We start from the raw sequence: 16,175 nt of genomic DNA, 5'->3' as shown, positions 1-16,175 counted from the left end.
TCCGCTCCAAGGGATGCCACGACAAGCGTGCGCCGCCCCGTTAGAATCGAGGACACCCTCGTCCTCGGTGGAATCCATGGTCTGGCTACTGGCGATCCTCGCCTACCTGCTCGGTTCCCTCTCCTTCGCCGTCCTGCTCAGCCGCTGGTTCGGCACCCAGGACCCGCGCGCCAGCGGTTCCGGCAACCCCGGCGCGACCAACATGCTGCGCGTCGCCGGGAAGAAACTCGCCATCCTGACCCTGCTCGGCGACGTCGGCAAAGGCCTGCTGCCGGTGCTGGTCGCCCGCTGGCTGGGGCTCGGCGTGATGGAGGAGGCCTGGGTCGGCATCGCCGCCGTGATCGGCCACCTGTACCCGCTGTACTTCAACTTCCGCGGCGGCAAGGGTGTCGCCACCGCCGCGGGCATGCTCCTCGGCCTCTATCCGCCGGCCGTACTGCTGGCCGCGGCGGCCTGGCTGCTGACCTTCAAGCTGTCGCGCACCAGCTCGCTCGCCTCGCTGGTGGCCACCCCGCTGACCCTGCCGTTGCTGGCCTGGCAGCAGCCCGGAGCGCTGCTGCCGATGACCGTGCTGACCGGCCTGATCGTCTGGCGGCACCGCGCCAACTTACGCGATCTGTTCGCCGGCCGCGAACGGCATTTCTAATCCATAAAAGGAAAAAACTTCATGCAGTCTGGCCCAGCTGCGTCATCGACACCTGCCTGACTGCGACCTGGCGGCCACTCAGACCGCCGGCAGCGACTCCATCGGCCAGCGCGGCTGGACGCTGATCGCCGGGCCGTCATGCTGGCCGGCGAGCAGGCGCTGGCAGCCGGCGTAGGCGATCATCGCGCCATTGTCGGTGCAGAAGCGCGGGCGGGCGTAGAACACCTGCCCCTTCATTTCGCCGAGCATCTTTTCCAGGCCGCTGCGCAGCGCCTGGTTGGCGCTGACGCCGCCGGCGATCACCAGGTTCTTCAGGCCGGTCTGCTTCAAGGCGCGACGGCACTTGATCAGCAGGGTCTCGACCACCGCGGTCTGGAACGCCAGGGCGATGTCGCAGCGGGTCTGCTCGCTGTCGTCGCCGGCCTCGACGCAACGCTGCCAGGTGTTCAGGGTAAAGGTCTTGAGCCCGCTGAAGCTGAAGTCCAGGCCGGGGCGATCGGTCATCGGCCGCGGGAACACGAAGCGGCCAGGAGTGCCGAGCTCCGCCAGGCGGGCGATTTCCGGACCGCCGGGATAGCCCAGGCCGATCAGCTTGGCGGTCTTGTCGAAGGCTTCGCCGGCGGCATCGTCCACCGATTCGCCAAGCAACTGGTAGCGACCGATGCCGTCCACCCGCACCAACTGGGTGTGACCGCCGGAAACCAGCAAGGCGACGAACGGGAACTGCGGTGGCTGCTCTTCCAGCATCGGCGCCAGCAGGTGCCCTTCCATGTGGTGCACGCCGACCGCCGGCACGCCCCAGGCGAAGGCCATCGCCTGGGCACAGGAAGCCCCCACCAGCAGGGCGCCGACCAGGCCGGGGCCGGCGGTATAGGCGATCGCGTCGATATCCGCCGGCGTGCAGCCGGACTCGTCGAGCACCTGGCGGATCAGCGGCAGCATGCGCTTGACGTGGTCGCGCGAGGCCAGCTCGGGCACGACGCCGCCGTAGACGCGATGGAGGTCGATCTGACTGAACAGCGCGTCGGCCAGCAGGCCGCGTTCGCTGTCGTAAAGGGCGACGCCGGTTTCGTCGCAGGACGTTTCCAGTCCCAGCACGCGCATGGGCTTGAGCCTTAGAGCTTGGCAAATACGAAGCCGCGCATGATAATCGGCGGCTTTGCGCCAGACCAGTGTTTTTCGATCGGAGGCTTTGCATTCCTCCGGCCGAACCGTTAATATCCGCAACCCTTGAAAACCGACGTATCCGCGCCACCTTGCCGGAGTACGTTCAACCCCCGGTAATCAGTGAAGGTACGACCTGGATGCCAGCCGTCAAAGTAAAAGAGAACGAACCCTTCGACGTAGCCCTGCGTCGTTTCAAGCGCTCCTGCGAAAAAGCAGGTGTACTGGCTGAAGTTCGCAGCCGCGAGTTCTACGAGAAGCCCACTGCCGAGCGCAAGCGCAAGGCCGCTGCCGCAGTGAAGCGCCACGCGAAGAAAGTACAGCGCGAACAGCGCCGTCGCGAGCGCCTGTACTGATCCACTCGACGCCCACGCGTCAGTGATCGTGCCTCAGCCCGGCCCCGGCCGGGCTTTCGGCTTTCCGCCATGAGCGAAATCAAATCCCGCCTCCTCGACGCCGTCAAGGTCGCCATGCGCGCCCAGGACAAGCCGCGGCTGACCACGTTGCGCCTGGCCCTCGCGGACATCAAGCGCGTCGAAGTCGACGAACGCATCGAGGTGGATGACGCCCGAGCCCTGCTGATCCTCGACCGGATGATCAAGCAGCGCCGCGACGCCCAGCGCCAGTTCAGCGACGCCGGCCGCCAGGACCTCGCCGAGGTCGAGGCTGCCGAGATCCTCGTGCTCCAGGACTTCATGCCCAAGCCCCTGGACGACCATGATATCGACGCCCTGATCGAGCGCAGCATCGTCGACAGCGGCGCCCAGGGTCCGCAGGACATGGGCAAGGCGATGAACCTGCTGCGACCGCAGGTCCAGGGTCGCGTCGACATGGCACAGGTCAGCCAGCGCCTGAAGGCGCGCCTCTCCTCCTGAAACACCGCGCCGGCCTGATCGGCCCGGCGATAATTGCTATGCTGCCGCTCTGCGCCCACGCGCCGTCGTTTTCGAGAACACCATGGCCGGCCTGATACCGCAAAGCTTCATCGATGACCTGCTGAACCGCACCGACATCGTCGAGGTGGTGAGTTCACGCATCCAACTGAAGAAAACCGGCAAGAACTACAGCGCCTGCTGCCCGTTCCACAAGGAAAAGACTCCCTCGTTCACCGTCAGCCCGGACAAGCAGTTCTACTACTGCTTCGGCTGCGGCGCCGGCGGCAACGCGCTCGGCTTCGTCATGGACCACGACCAGCTGGAGTTCCCCCAGGCGGTCGAGGAACTGGCCAAGCGCGCCGGCATGGACGTGCCGCGCGAGGAACGCGGCGGACGCGGGCACACGCCGCGCCAGCCGACCGACTCGCCGCTCTACCCGCTGCTCAGCGCCGCCGCCGAGTTCTACAAGCAGGCGCTGAAAAGCCACCCGGCGCGCAAGGCCGCGGTGAACTACCTGAAGGGCCGCGGCCTGACCGGCGAGATCGCCCGCGACTTCGGCCTCGGTTTCGCCCCGCCCGGCTGGGACAACCTGCTCAAGCACCTGGGTGGCGACAACCTGCAACTCAAGGCCATGCTCGACGCCGGCCTGCTGGTGGAGAACAGCGACACCGGCAAGCGCTACGACCGCTTCCGCGATCGCGTGATGTTCCCGATCCGCGACAGCCGCGGGCGGATCATCGCCTTCGGCGGCCGGGTGCTCGGCGACGACAAGCCGAAGTACCTGAACTCCCCGGAGACTCCGGTCTTCCACAAGGGCCAGGAACTCTACGGACTCTACGAAGCCCGGCAGAAGAATCGCGACCTCGACGAGATCATGGTGGTCGAGGGCTACATGGATGTCATCGCCCTGGCCCAGCAAGGCATCCGCAACGCGGTGGCGACCCTCGGCACGGCGACCAGCGAGGAACACATCAAGCGCCTGTTCCGCCTGGTACCGAGCATCCTGTTCTGTTTCGACGGCGACCAGGCCGGCCGCAAGGCGGCCTGGCGCGCCCTGGAGTCGGTGCTGCCGAACCTGCAGGACGGCAAGCGCGTGCGCTTCCTGTTCCTCCCCGAGGGGGAGGACCCGGACAGCCTGGTACGCGCCGAGGGCGAGGATGCCTTCCGCGCACGCATCACCCAGCAGGCCCAGCCGCTGGCGGAGTACTTCTTCCAGCAACTGATGCTGGAGGCCGACCCCGCCACCCTGGAAGGCAAGGCCCACCTGGCGACCCTCGCCGCGCCGCTGCTGGAGAAGATTCCCGGGAACAACCTGCGCCTGCTGATGCGGCAACGTCTGTCGGAAATCACCGGCCTGTCCGGCGAAAACATCGGACAACTGGCGCACCACAGCCCGCCACCGTCGTCCATGGACCACGGAGCGAGCGGCGTCTTGGACGGCGACGACTATTTCGCCGCCAGCGCCTACTACGAGAACGAGCCCTCCCATGCGCCGTTCGACGCTGCGCCAGGCTATGGCGAGGCGCAACCGCGCAAGAGCTGGAACAAGGACAAGAAGCCCTGGGACGGCAAGAAGTGGGATGGCAAGAAGAAGTGGGACAAAGGCGGCCGCGGCGACTTCAAGGCTCCGCAACGAACGCCGGTCAGCGTGGAGTCCACCACCCTCAACGCCCTGCGCACCTTGCTGCATCATCCGCAGCTGGCCTTGAAGGTCGACGATGCGGGCACCCTCGCCAGGGAGCAGGATACCTACGCCCAGTTGCTGGTGTCCCTGCTGGAAGCCCTGCAGAAGAACCCGCGGCAGAGCTCGATGCAACTCATCGCGCGCTGGCACGGCACGCCCCAGGGCCGCCTGCTGCAGGCCCTGGGCGAGAAGGAGTGGCTGATCGTCCAGGAGAACCTTGAAAAGCAGTTCTTCGACACCATTACTAAACTCTCCGAGAGCCAGCGTTTCGGCGAGCGGGAGGAGCGTTTACGCAGCGTCATGCAGAAGAGCTACAGTGAACTGACCGATGAAGAGAAAGCCTTGCTCAGAGAGCACTACAGTGTTGCCGCTTCATCGCCTTCCCAGAGCTGAACTGGCGCCTCAGCCCAGGCATCAGGTATAATCCTCTGCTTATTTTTTGCCCGCCAAGACCTTCAGTGGATAGGGTGTTATGTCCGGAAAAGCGCAACAGCAATCTCGTCTGAAAGAGTTGATCGCCCGAGGCCGTGAGCAGGGATACCTGACTTACGCGGAGGTCAACGACCACCTGCCGGAGGATATTTCCGATCCGGAACAGGTGGAAGACATCATCCGCATGATCAACGACATGGGGATCAACGTATTCGAGACAGCCCCGGATGCGGATGCCCTGTTGCTGGCCGAGGCGGATACCGACGAAGCCGCAGCGGAAGAAGCCGCAGCGGCCCTGGCCGCGGTGGAAAGCGACATCGGTCGCACCACCGACCCGGTGCGCATGTACATGCGTGAAATGGGTACCGTGGAACTGCTGACCCGCGAAGGCGAGATCGAAATCGCCAAGCGCATCGAGGAAGGCATCCGCGAAGTGATGAGCGCCATCGCCCAGTTCCCGGGCACGGTGGACAGCATCCTGGCCGACTACAATCGCATCGTCGCCGAAGGCGGTCGCCTCTCCGACGTCCTCAGCGGCTATATCGATCCCGATGACGGCAGCCTGCCCGCCGAAGAGGTGGAGCCGGTCAACCTGAAGGACGATTCCGCCGACTCGAAAGAGAAGGACGACGAGGAAGAAGAAAGCGACGACAGCAGCGACAGCGACGACGAAGGCGACGGCGGTCCGGATCCGGAAGAAGCCCGCCTGCGTTTCACCGCGGTCTCCGAGCAGCTCGACAAGGCCAAGAAGGCCCTGAAGAAGCACGGTCGCGGCAGCAAGCAGGCCACCGCCGAACTCACCGGCCTGGCCGAGCTGTTCATGCCGATCAAGCTGGTGCCCAAGCAGTTCGACGCCCTGGTCGCCCGCGTGCGCTCCGCCCTGGAAGGCGTGCGCGCCCAGGAACGCGCCATCATGCAGCTCTGCGTGCGTGACGCGCGCATGCCGCGTGCCGACTTCCTGCGCCTGTTCCCGAACCACGAGACCGACGAGAAGTGGGTCGACAGCGTCCTGAAGAGCAAGCCGAAGTACGCCGAGGCCATTGAGCGCCTGCGCGACGACATCCTGCGCAACCAGCAGAAGCTGGCGGCCCTGGAAAGCGAGGTCGAGCTGACCGTCGCCGAGATCAAGGAAATCAACCGCGCGATGTCGATCGGCGAAGCCAAGGCTCGCCGGGCGAAGAAGGAAATGGTCGAGGCCAACCTGCGCCTGGTGATTTCCATCGCCAAGAAGTACACCAACCGCGGCCTGCAATTCCTCGACCTGATCCAGGAAGGCAACATCGGCCTGATGAAGGCGGTGGACAAGTTCGAATACCGTCGCGGCTACAAGTTCTCCACCTACGCCACCTGGTGGATTCGCCAGGCGATCACCCGTTCGATCGCCGACCAGGCACGCACCATCCGCATCCCGGTGCACATGATCGAGACGATCAACAAGCTCAACCGCATCTCCCGCCAGATGCTCCAGGAAATGGGTCGCGAGCCCACCCCGGAAGAGCTTGGCGAGCGCATGGACATGCCTGAGGACAAGATCCGCAAGGTACTGAAGATCGCCAAAGAGCCGATCTCCATGGAAACCCCGATCGGTGACGACGAAGATTCGCACTTGGGCGATTTCATCGAGGACTCCACCATGCAGTCGCCGATCGAGATGGCGACCAGCGAGAGCCTCAAGGAATCCACCCGCGAAGTCCTCGCCGGCCTCACTGCCCGGGAAGCCAAGGTGCTGCGCATGCGCTTCGGCATCGACATGAACACCGACCACACCCTCGAGGAAGTCGGCAAGCAGTTCGATGTGACCCGCGAGCGGATCCGCCAGATCGAAGCCAAGGCGCTGCGCAAGCTGCGCCATCCGTCGCGAAGCGAGCACCTGCGCTCCTTCCTCGACGAGTGACGAACGAACCCCCGGCCTGAAAAACCGGGGGTTTTTCTTTGCCGCTTGCCCCGCCGCCCGGCGTCTACACTTCCGCTTATATTCCCGTCCACCGCGAGACCGCCTCATGCAGCGTCTGCAGGCCGTGCTTCTCCTGTGTCTGGCCTGCTGCTGGCCGGGGCTGGCCGGCGCCCTCACGCTCACGCCCGAGGAACGGGCCTGGCTGGCCGAGCACCCGAGCATCCGCCTGGGCGTGGATACCTCCTGGCCGCCATTCGAGTTCCGCGACGAACAGGGCCGCTACCAGGGACTCGCCGCCGGCTACGTCGGCCTGCTGCAGGAACGCCTGGGCGTCAGCCTGACGCCTGTCGAACCAAAGACCTGGACGCAGGTCCTGGAGCAGGCCAAGGACGGTCGGCTGGACCTGCTGCCCGGCATCATGGCTACCCCGGAGCGCCAGGAGTACCTGAGCTTCACCCGGCCCTACCTGGACTTCCCGATCATCATCCTGGCACGCAAGAACGGCCCGATGCCGAAGCGCATCGACGAGCTCTACGGACTCAAGGTCGCGGTGGTCGACCACTATGCTCCTCACGAACTGCTGATCGCCCAGCATCCCGACCTCACCCTGCTGCCGCTGCCTTCGGTAGCGGCAGCCCTGCAGGCGCTGGCCACCGGCCAGGCCGACGCCTTCGTCGGCGACTTCGCCTCCAGCGTATGGAACCTCCGCCAGCTCAAGCTCAACGGCCTGGAGATCAGCGGCGAGACGCCATACCGCTACCAACTGGCGATGGCCGTGCCGCGCGGACAACCGATCCTCGCCGGGATCGTCGACAAGGTCCTCGCCGACCTCAGCGCCGAGGAGATCGAGCGACTCCAGGCCCCCTGGGTCGGCGGCCTGCTCGACCGACGTCCGGCCTGGCGCGAGATGGCGACCTACGGTCTTCCCATCGTCCTGCTGATCCTGGTCTCGGTCGCCATACTGCTGGCCATGAACCGCCGCCTGCGCCGCGAGGTGAATCGCCGGCGGCAATTGGAGCGCGAACTGCGCGACAGCGAACAGCACTACCGGGGACTGGTGGAAAGCCTGAATGCCATCGCCTGGGAAATGCGCCTCGAGGAGAACCGCTTCACCTACGTCTCGCCCCACGCCGAACGCCTGCTCGGCTATCCCCTCGGCGAATGGCTGCAGCCGGGCTTCTGGCAGCGGACCCTGCACCCCATGGACGCCGAGTACGCCATCCACTACTGCATGAGCGAAAGCCAGGCCGGACGCGACCACAGCTTCGACTACCGGATGCTCGCCGCCGACGGCCGGGTAGTCTGGATTCGCGATCTGGTCACCCCGATCACGCAAGGCCGGGACCTGCTCCTGCGCGGTCTGATGATCGACATCACCGAGGCCAAGCTCACCGAGCAGGCCATGCGCCTGTCCGAACAGAAGTTCGCTTCGGTGTTCCACCACTGCCCGGACATGGTGGTACTGGCCAACGGCGCCGACGGCCGCTTCCTCGCGGTGAACAGCACCTTCGAGCAGCAGATCGGCATCGCCGCCGACGACGCCATCGGCAAGACCGCCACCGAACTGGGCATCTGGGCACTCCCCGGCCTGGGCCCGCAGGTCCTGGAAAAGCTCGGCCACGGCAACCTGACCAACCTCGAGGTGCCCCTGCGGCGCCGCAATGGCAGTACCTTCAGCGCGCTGCTCAGCGCCCAGCACGTGGCCCTCGACCAGACCCCGGCGCTGGTGGTGGTGATCCGCGACATCACCCACCTGGTGGAGACCCAGGAACTGCTGCGGATCTCCGAGGAGAAGTTCGCCAACGCCTTCCATGCCTACCCCGACGGTCTGCTGATCAGCAGCCTCGAAGACGGCACGCTGATCGACGTGAACGAAGGCTTCACCCGTCTCACCGGCTACCGCCGCGACGAGGTCATCTCCCGCTCCACGCTCGAACTCGGCCTGTGGGTCGACACCGAGGACCGCAAGCGCCTGATCTCGCTGGTACGCCACCACACCCTGACCCAGGGCTTCACCGCCCCTATACGGGACCGCAACGGTGGCATCCGCCAGTGCGAGATGTCCGCCCACCGGATCAGCATCGATGGCGAGGACTGCGTGCTGACCATCGCCCGCGATATCACCGAGCGCCAGCTCATGCAGGAGAAGCTGCAGCAGGCCGCCACCGTCTTCGAAAGCACCGCCGAAGGCGTGATGATCACCGATACCCGCCAACGCATCACCGCGGTCAACCGCGCCTTCAGCGAGATCACCGGCTACAGCGAGCAGGAGGCGCTGGGACGCTCGCCCAGCCTGCTCTCCTCCGGACAACACGACTCCAGCTTCTACCTCGCCATGTGGAACCAGCTGGAGCGCGACGGGCACTGGCAGGGCGAGATCTGGAACCGACGCAAGACCGGCGAGCTGTACCCCGAATGGCTGACCATCAGCGCGGTACACAATCCGCAGGGCGAGATCACCCACTTCGTCGGCGTCTTCGCCGATATCTCCACCCTCAAATACGCCCAGGCCCGGCTCGACTACCAGGCCCACCACGATCCGCTCACCGGCCTGCCCAATCGCCTGCTGTTCGAGAGCCGGCTCAATCACGCCCTCGACGAGGCCCGCGAAGAGAGTCGTCCCGGCGCCGTGCTGTTCATCGACCTGGACCGCTTCAAGCACATCAACGACAGCCTCGGCCATCCCATCGGCGACCTGCTGCTCAAGGCCATCGCCGAACGCCTGCGCGACCAGTTGCGCGACGTCGATACCGTGGCCCGCCTGGGGGGCGACGAATTCATCATCCTGCTCCCCGGCCTGCACCAGGAAAGCGACGCCGAGCACGTCGCGCGCAAGCTGCTGAATGCCTTCACCGCGCCGTTCCAGGCCGACGGTCATGAATTCTTCGTCAGCGCCAGCGTCGGCATCGCCCTGTTCCCCAAGGACGGCGACGACGCCCCGACCCTGGTGAAGAACGCCGACGCCGCCATGTACCGCGCCAAGTCGCGGGGCCGCAGCCGCATCGAGTACTACACCCGCGAACTGACCTACCTGGCCACCGAGCGCATGGCGCTGGAAACCGAACTGCGCCGCGCCCTCGAGCGCGACGAGTTGCAGCTCTACTACCAACCCAAGCTGAGCCTGGAGAGCGGCTTGCTGGTCGGCGCCGAGGCACTGGTGCGCTGGTACCATCCGCTGTTCGGGGAAATTTCCCCGGAGCGCTTCATCCCCCTCGCCGAGGATTGCGGCCTGATCCTGCCCCTCGGCGACTGGGTGCTGGAACACGCCTGCCAGCAGATGGGCGAATGGCAAAAGCTGCACGCGCCGTTCGGCCCGCTGTCGGTCAACCTCGCCGGCGCCCAGCTCGGCCAGCCGCAACTGATCGAACGCCTCGAGCAACTGCTGGAGCAGTCCGGCCTGGAACCGTCGCGGCTGCAACTGGAAATCACCGAGAGCTTCATCATGAACCAGACCGAGGAGGCCCTCGCCGTCCTCCACGGCCTCAAGCGCCTCGGCGTACAGCTGGCGATCGACGACTTCGGCACCGGCTACTCCTCGCTCAGCTACCTCAAGCGCCTGCCGCTGGACATCCTGAAGATCGACAAGTCGTTCATCCGCGGCCTTCCCGACGATCCCCACGATGCCGCCATCACCCGCGCCATCATCGCCCTCGGCCGCAGCATGCAGCTCACGGTGATCGCCGAAGGCGTGGAAACCGAAGGTCAGCAGAGCTTCCTCACCCACGAAGGCTGCGAGCAGATCCAGGGCTTCGTCCTCAGTCCGCCGCTGCCCGCCGAGCTGTTCGCCAGCAAATTCCTCAAACCGCGCCAGCCGATTGGCGCTCCCCGAGAAGCGCCGGTATAATCCGCCGACCTTCTGGGGGCCTATAGCTCAGTCGGTTAGAGCAGAGGACTCATAATCCTTTGGTCCACGGTTCGAGTCCGTGTGGGCCCACCACCTTCAAAGCCGCGCACTGCGCGGCTTTGCGCTTTCTAGGGTAGTGGCCTCATAAACGACTCCATGGCCAAAAGGTACAAAGTCGGTACAGTACTGGTTAGCCAGTTTGCCTTTGGAGTCCTTATCTGATGGCAACAGTCGTCCCCCCCTTCCCGTGGGCCGCAAAACGGATTGGCCGACCAACGAAAAAACCTTCCGCACCAAGCGCGACGCCGAAGACTGGGCACGCCGCACCGAAGACGAGATGGTACGCGGCGTGTACATCCAGCACTGCGGCTCCGAGCGCATGTGACCTGCCCCCATTTTGTAGCCCGAGAGCTACATGTCCCTGCATCAAATTTTATCGATGCCCAAGGGGTACGGCCGACCTCTGTCCACAAGGTTTTTGACGTGCTGAAACAGGCGCTTTAGCTGACTCAGTCACCCTGAACAGGCATGCTCATCAAGCTATCAACCCAGCTTGAGAATTAGACAGTGAGCCGAATAGTTGCCATTATCGGCTCACAAAATGAGCCGAATAGGCTCTCTAATCGGCTCATGAATATCCCTTATGAACGACCCACTCTGGATCTGGCAGCAGCCCGACTGGCCGCAGTTCAACTGGCAAGCCGAAGCGCTTGCACCACTGCTGCGCTCCTGTAGCCAGGCTCAGGGTCGTTTGTTAGGAATGCTCGGTGCCGTGGGGAGTGACACCGAAGTGCAGAGCAGCCTGGATGCCATGCTGCAGAACATCGTCACCTCTTCAGCCATTGAGGGAGAGCAACTGAATGTCGGTTCGGTGCGCTCATCACTGGCACGGCGACTGGGATTGCACGAAGAAGGTCGAACCACCTCTCGCTCCGAAGGCCTGGCGGAACTGCTGCTCGATGCCACCCACGCACATCAAGAGCCGCTAGACGAACAGCGACTGTTCACCTGGCACCGTTGGTTATTCCCCACCGATGAGCAACTGCTGACTCGACCGCTACACATCGGTGCACTGCGTGGCGAAGAGCCCATGCAGGTGGTTTCCGGTCGCATCGACCGCCCGACAGTCCATTTCGAAGCCCCTCCCCGCGCGGGGCTGGAAGCGCAACTGGCGGACTTTCTCGCCTGGTTCGAGAGCAGCCGCCGCGATGCCAGCCTCGATCCCTTTCTGCGCGCCGGCATCGCCCATTTCTGGTTCGTGACCCTGCACCCCTTCGACGACGGCAACGGTCGCCTCACCCGCGCTATCACCGATCTGGCATTGGCTCAGGGCGAGCAGCAAGCCATTCGCTTCTACGCCATGTCTGCGAGCATCCTCGACGACCGCGCCGGTTACTACCGCATTCTCGAAGCAAGTCAGAAAAGCACGCTGGATATCACCAACTGGCTGCAATGGTTTCTCGCGACGTTGCTCAACAGCCTGGAGCAGGCTCTTGCTCGTATCGACCGCGTGCTGGTCAAGGCGCGCTTCTGGCAGGCACACCGCAGCCAAACCCTATCGGCGGAGCAAGTCAAAGTGCTTAACCGCCTGCTCGATGGCGGCGAAAGGGGGTTCGAGGAGGGCATCAGTGCGGCGCAATACCAAGCTGTGGCCAAGGTTTCCAAAGCCACCGCGACCCGCCACCTGAGCGACCTGCTGGAAAAGGGCTGCATCGAGCGACTGCCCGGCAGAGGGCGTAGCACCCGTTACCAGATAGCACGCTGAGCGCCTGCACCGGGCTCACCAGTCCTTGATGCGTCATCGCGCCATAGGATAATGGTCGCCTCTCCATTAAGCAGCTCGGCTCAAGGAAGAAAGTGGATTACAGCCCGATAGTCGCCCAGGTCTGGGGCATGCTGACCTGGTTTATCCCGGCAGCCCTGCTGATCGGCCTGCTCAAATCGCCTTGGGCCAAGGGGCAGATCGGTGAACTGCTGGTGCGCCTGTTCGCCCATTGGCAACTGGACAGGCACACCTACCGCCGCCTGCACAACGTCACCCTGAACACGCCGGACGGCACGACACAGATCGACCACGTATTTCTCTCACCCTACGGCATCTTCGTGCTGGAAACGGCAGGTTTCCAGCACCTGCCGATAGGTCTCTACCGTTGCATCGGCGAGCCGTGCTGCAGGTCACAGGCTTTGGCATGAATCGCCCGCCACTGCGCGATCAATCGCAGGGTGTCGGCGGCAGCAGCGCAAGTTTCGGCGAAGGCGAACTGGCGCTGGCGGAGCGGAATCCGATGGACGTGGCGGCTCTGTTCGCCGCCTGAGCGTGGGAAGGCACTTATCAGGCACTTCCGAAGGCACTACCGGACGATATCGATTCCATCGCCAACGCGGTAACTTCGAAGTACCTAAACCTTCATGAAACTGCAACTTCCAACTCCATCGACAGCTCTGGAAGTACATCCTCGGTATTTTCCAAGCCCCTAACCAAAGTCTGGATCGTTTCGTCACAGGAAACGCTGGAGCGCCTATTCCAGAGCGCTTCGAACAATCGGTAAAAATAAAATCAAAATAATCAGACGCAGTTCAAAAACAACCAGAACAGATAGTTTTTCCGCCTTTCCCAACATGCTCCTCTCGCCTTGACTCGTTCGATGCAGCGGATCGCCCATGCGTATTTCCGGCATTGTCCGAGGCCCATTCCCTGTTCGACGCGATACCCGGCGCACCCATAACAATATGCCGCCCTCCACGGGCCGATAGCGCCAGTTGTGAGCCTGTCCACCACTGCATTTCCCTCACTGCAAGGAGAGAACATGAGTCGCTCACCCATCCCTCGCCACCGAGCGTTGCTGGCCGGTTTCTGCCTGGCTGGCGCGCTGTCCGCCCAGGCGGCCACCCAGGAAGAAATCCTCGATGCGGCACTGGTCAGCGGGGATTCCTCGCAACTGACCGACAGCCACCTGGTCGCCCTGCGCCTGCAGCAGCAGGTCGAGCGCATCCGCCAGACCCGCACCCAGTTGCTCGACGGTCTCTACCAGAACCTCAGCCAAGCCTATGATCCTGGCGCCGCCAGCATGTGGGTCCTGCCGGCCAACCCGGACAATACCCTGCCCTTCCTCATTGGCGACAAGGGGCGCGTGCTCGCCAGCCTGAGCCTGGAGGCCGGCGGCCGCGGGCTGGCCTATGGCACCAACGTGCTCACCCAACTGAGCGGGGCCAATGCCGCCCACGCACCGCTGCTGAAGCGGGCGGTGCAGTGGCTGGTGAACGGCGACCCGGGCGCGGCTACTGCGAAGGACTTCAAGGTCAGCGTGGTCGGGGTGGACAAGACCGCCACTCTCAACGGCCTGAAGAGCGCCGGCCTGCAACCGGCGGACGCCGCCTGCAACGCGCTGACCGACGCCAGTTGCGCCAGCACCAGCAAATTGCTGGTACTGGGCAACGGCGCCAGCGCCGCTAGCCTGAGCGCCACGGTGCGCGCACGGCTACAGGCCGGGCTGCCGATCCTCTTCGTGCACACCAATGGCTGGAACCAGAGCAGCACCGGCCAGCAGATCCTCGCCGGCCTGGGCCTGCAGGAAGGCCCCTACGGCGGCAACTACTGGGACAAGGACAGGGTGCCATCCAGCCGCACCCGGACGCGTTCGGTCGAGCTGGGCGGCGCCTATGGCCAGGACCCGGCGCTGGTGCAGCAGATCGTCGACGGTAGCTGGCGCACGGACTACGACTGGTCGAAATGCACCTCCTACGTCGGTCGCACCACCTGCGACGACGTGCCGGGACTGAGCGACTTCAGCAAGCGCGTCGATGTATTGAAAGGCGCCCTCGACGCCTACAACCAGAAGGCGCAGAACCTCTTCGCCCTGCCCGGCACCACCTCGCTGCGGCTCTGGCTGCTGTGGGCCGACGCGGTGCGGCAGAACATCCGCTACCCGATGGACAAGGCCGCCGACACGGCGCGCTTCCAGGAAACCTTCGTCGCCGACGCCATCGTCGGCTACGTGCGCGAAGCCGGCGCGGCGCAGAAGGAACTGGGCAGCTACGCCGGCCAGCGCCAACAGTCGATGCCGGTATCGGGCTCGGAGGAAACCCTGACCCTCACCTTGCCGTCGGCCCAGGGCTTCACCGCCATCGGCCGCATGGCGGCGCCGGGCAAGCGCCTGAGCATCCGCATCGAAGACGCTGGCCAGGCCAGCCTGGCGGTCGGCCTGAACACCCAGCGCATCGGCTCGACGCGGCTGTGGAATACCCGCCAGTATGACCGTCCGCGCTTCCTCAAGAGCCCGGACATCAAGCTCCAGGCAAACCAGTCGGTGGCGCTGGTATCGCCCTACGGCGGCCTGTTGCAACTGGTCTACAGCGGCGCCACGCCGGGTCAGACGGTAACCGTCAAGGTAACCGGCGCGGCCAGCCAGCCGTTCCTCGACATCCAGCCGGGCGAGGACAGCAGCCAGGCGATTGCCGACTTCATCCAGGCGCTGGACGCCGACAAGGCCGACTGGCTGGAGATCCGCAGCGGCTCGGTGGAGGTCCACGCCAAGGTGGAGAAGGTCCGTGGCTCGATCGACAAGGACTATGGCGGCGACGTCCAGCGCTTCATCCGTGAGTTGAACGAGGTGTTCATCGACGACGCCTACACCCTGGCCGGCTTCGCCATTCCCAACCAGGCGAAGACTCCGGCAATCCAGCAGGAATGCGCGGCGCGCGGCTGGGACTGCGACAGCGAGACCCTGCACAAGCTGCCCGGCACCCAGCACATCAACGTCGACCAGTACGCCCAGTGCGGCGGCGGTTGCAGCGGCAACCCCTACGACCAGACCTGGGGCCTGAACCCGCGTGGCTGGGGCGAAAGCCATGAGCTGGGCCACAACCTGCAAGTGAATCGACTGAAGGTCTACGGCGGGCGCTCGGGCGAGATCTCCAACCAGATATTCCCGTTGCACAAGGACTGGCGCGTGCTCCGCGAGTTCGGGCAGAACCTCGACGATACGCGGGTCAACTACCGCAACGCCTACAACCTGATCGTCGCCGGACGCGCCGAGGCCGATCCGCTGGCAGGCGTATACAAGCGCCTGTGGGAAGACCCGGGCACCTACGCGCTGAACGGCGAGCGAATGGCCTTCTATACCCAGTGGGTGCACTACTGGGCCGACCTGAAGAGCGATCCGCTGCAGGGTTGGGATATCTGGACCCTGCTCTACCTGCACCAGCGCCAGGTGGACAAGTCCGACTGGGACGCCAACAAGGCCGCTCTCGGCTACGGCACCTACGCCCAGCGCCCGGGAAACAGCGGCGATGCCAGCAGCACGGACGGCAACGACAACCTGTTGCTCGGCCTGTCCTGGCTGACCCAGCGCGACCAGCGGCCAACCTTCGCGCTATGGGGCATCCGTACCTCGGCAGCGGCCCAGGCGCAGGTGGCGGCCTACGGTTTCGCCGAGCAGCCGGCGTTCTTCTATGCCAACAACCGGACCAACGAATACAGCACGGTGAAGCTTCTGGACATGAGCCAGGGGTCGCCGGCGTGGCCGTTTCCGTGAGTCGTAGCTGAGGGGGCTGGCGCGGGGTGATGCTTCTCGCTCCGCGCCGGTCCTCATGCCCCTCTCCCCGACGGGAGAGAGGGTCGGCCATGCCAGCGGGCA

The 16,175-nt window shown here is 64.7% G+C and carries 13 protein-coding genes and 1 tRNA gene; 12 read left to right on the top strand and 2 right to left on the bottom strand.

From position 1 onward, the window contains the following. Positions 1–76 precede the first annotated feature (76 nt). Entirely contained in the window at positions 77–646 is a 570-nt protein-coding gene (plsY, locus tag AT700_RS02910; protein ID WP_003085061.1) for a glycerol-3-phosphate 1-O-acyltransferase PlsY, read from the top strand. A gap of 78 nt (positions 647–724) precedes the next feature. Here plsY and tsaD read toward each other — a convergent pair whose 3' ends face one another. Beyond that, positions 725–1,750: a tRNA (adenosine(37)-N6)-threonylcarbamoyltransferase complex transferase subunit TsaD gene (gene tsaD, locus AT700_RS02905; RefSeq protein WP_009875776.1), complete on the bottom strand. Its 1,026-nt coding sequence runs from the start codon at positions 1,748–1,750 to the stop codon at positions 725–727. 200 nt (positions 1,751–1,950) lie between these two features. Here tsaD and rpsU point away from each other — a divergent pair, with 200 nt between their 5' ends. From rpsU to AT700_RS30400, 10 genes are all read left to right on the top strand, one after another. Continuing rightward, complete coding sequence (gene rpsU, locus AT700_RS02900) at positions 1,951–2,166, top strand: 30S ribosomal protein S21 (protein WP_003085057.1); 216 nt, start codon at positions 1,951–1,953, stop codon at positions 2,164–2,166. A gap of 69 nt (positions 2,167–2,235) precedes the next feature. Continuing rightward, positions 2,236–2,685: a GatB/YqeY domain-containing protein gene (locus tag AT700_RS02895; protein WP_016852407.1), complete on the top strand. Its 450-nt coding sequence runs from the start codon at positions 2,236–2,238 to the stop codon at positions 2,683–2,685. 82 nt (positions 2,686–2,767) lie between these two features. Beyond that, positions 2,768–4,762, top strand: a complete 1,995-nt coding sequence (gene dnaG, locus AT700_RS02890) for a DNA primase (protein WP_003121834.1) — start codon at positions 2,768–2,770, stop codon at positions 4,760–4,762. 79 nt (positions 4,763–4,841) lie between these two features. Continuing rightward, the gene (gene rpoD, locus AT700_RS02885; RefSeq protein ID WP_003085035.1) at positions 4,842–6,695 is read left to right on the top strand and encodes an RNA polymerase sigma factor RpoD; all 1,854 of its coding nucleotides are present in this window, start codon (positions 4,842–4,844) and stop codon (positions 6,693–6,695) included. Between the two features lie 106 nt (positions 6,696–6,801). Then, the gene (locus tag AT700_RS02880) at positions 6,802–10,539 is read left to right on the top strand and encodes an EAL domain-containing protein (RefSeq protein WP_048520732.1); all 3,738 of its coding nucleotides are present in this window, start codon (positions 6,802–6,804) and stop codon (positions 10,537–10,539) included. A 16-nt stretch (positions 10,540–10,555) separates the two neighbouring features. Next, a tRNA-Ile gene (locus AT700_RS02875) sits at positions 10,556–10,632 on the top strand. Positions 10,633–10,786: 154 nt separating this feature from the next. Beyond that, on the top strand, positions 10,787–10,924 hold the full coding sequence (locus tag AT700_RS02870) for a hypothetical protein (protein WP_003113217.1): 138 nt from the start codon (positions 10,787–10,789) through the stop codon (positions 10,922–10,924). 258 nt (positions 10,925–11,182) lie between these two features. Further along, on the top strand, positions 11,183–12,304 hold the full coding sequence (locus AT700_RS02865) for a Fic family protein (RefSeq protein ID WP_003113218.1): 1,122 nt from the start codon (positions 11,183–11,185) through the stop codon (positions 12,302–12,304). 92 nt (positions 12,305–12,396) lie between these two features. Continuing rightward, the gene (locus AT700_RS02860; protein ID WP_003115346.1) at positions 12,397–12,732 is read left to right on the top strand and encodes a nuclease-related domain-containing protein; all 336 of its coding nucleotides are present in this window, start codon (positions 12,397–12,399) and stop codon (positions 12,730–12,732) included. Next, positions 12,729–12,854, top strand: a complete 126-nt coding sequence (locus tag AT700_RS30400) for a hypothetical protein (protein ID WP_003160853.1) — start codon at positions 12,729–12,731, stop codon at positions 12,852–12,854. Before AT700_RS02860 ends, AT700_RS30400 begins: the two co-directional genes overlap by 4 nt. Positions 12,855–13,058: 204 nt before the next feature. Here the strand turns inward: AT700_RS30400 and AT700_RS30100 are convergent, their stop codons facing one another. Continuing rightward, entirely contained in the window at positions 13,059–13,202 is a 144-nt protein-coding gene (locus AT700_RS30100; RefSeq protein WP_152959728.1) for a hypothetical protein, read from the bottom strand. Positions 13,203–13,301: 99 nt separating this feature from the next. Between AT700_RS30100 and impA the strand changes: the two genes are divergently transcribed. Continuing rightward, positions 13,302–16,073, top strand: coding sequence for an ImpA family metalloprotease (impA, locus tag AT700_RS02855; RefSeq protein ID WP_019371402.1), 2,772 nt, complete (start codon positions 13,302–13,304; stop codon positions 16,071–16,073). Positions 16,074–16,175 lie beyond the last annotated feature (102 nt).

Source organism: Pseudomonas aeruginosa, from assembly GCF_001457615.1.
In the GTDB taxonomy this organism is placed as follows: Bacteria; Pseudomonadota; Gammaproteobacteria; order Pseudomonadales; family Pseudomonadaceae; genus Pseudomonas; species Pseudomonas aeruginosa.
Note: the sequence above shows the minus strand (reverse complement) of the source record. Positions and strands in the feature narration are given on the sequence as shown.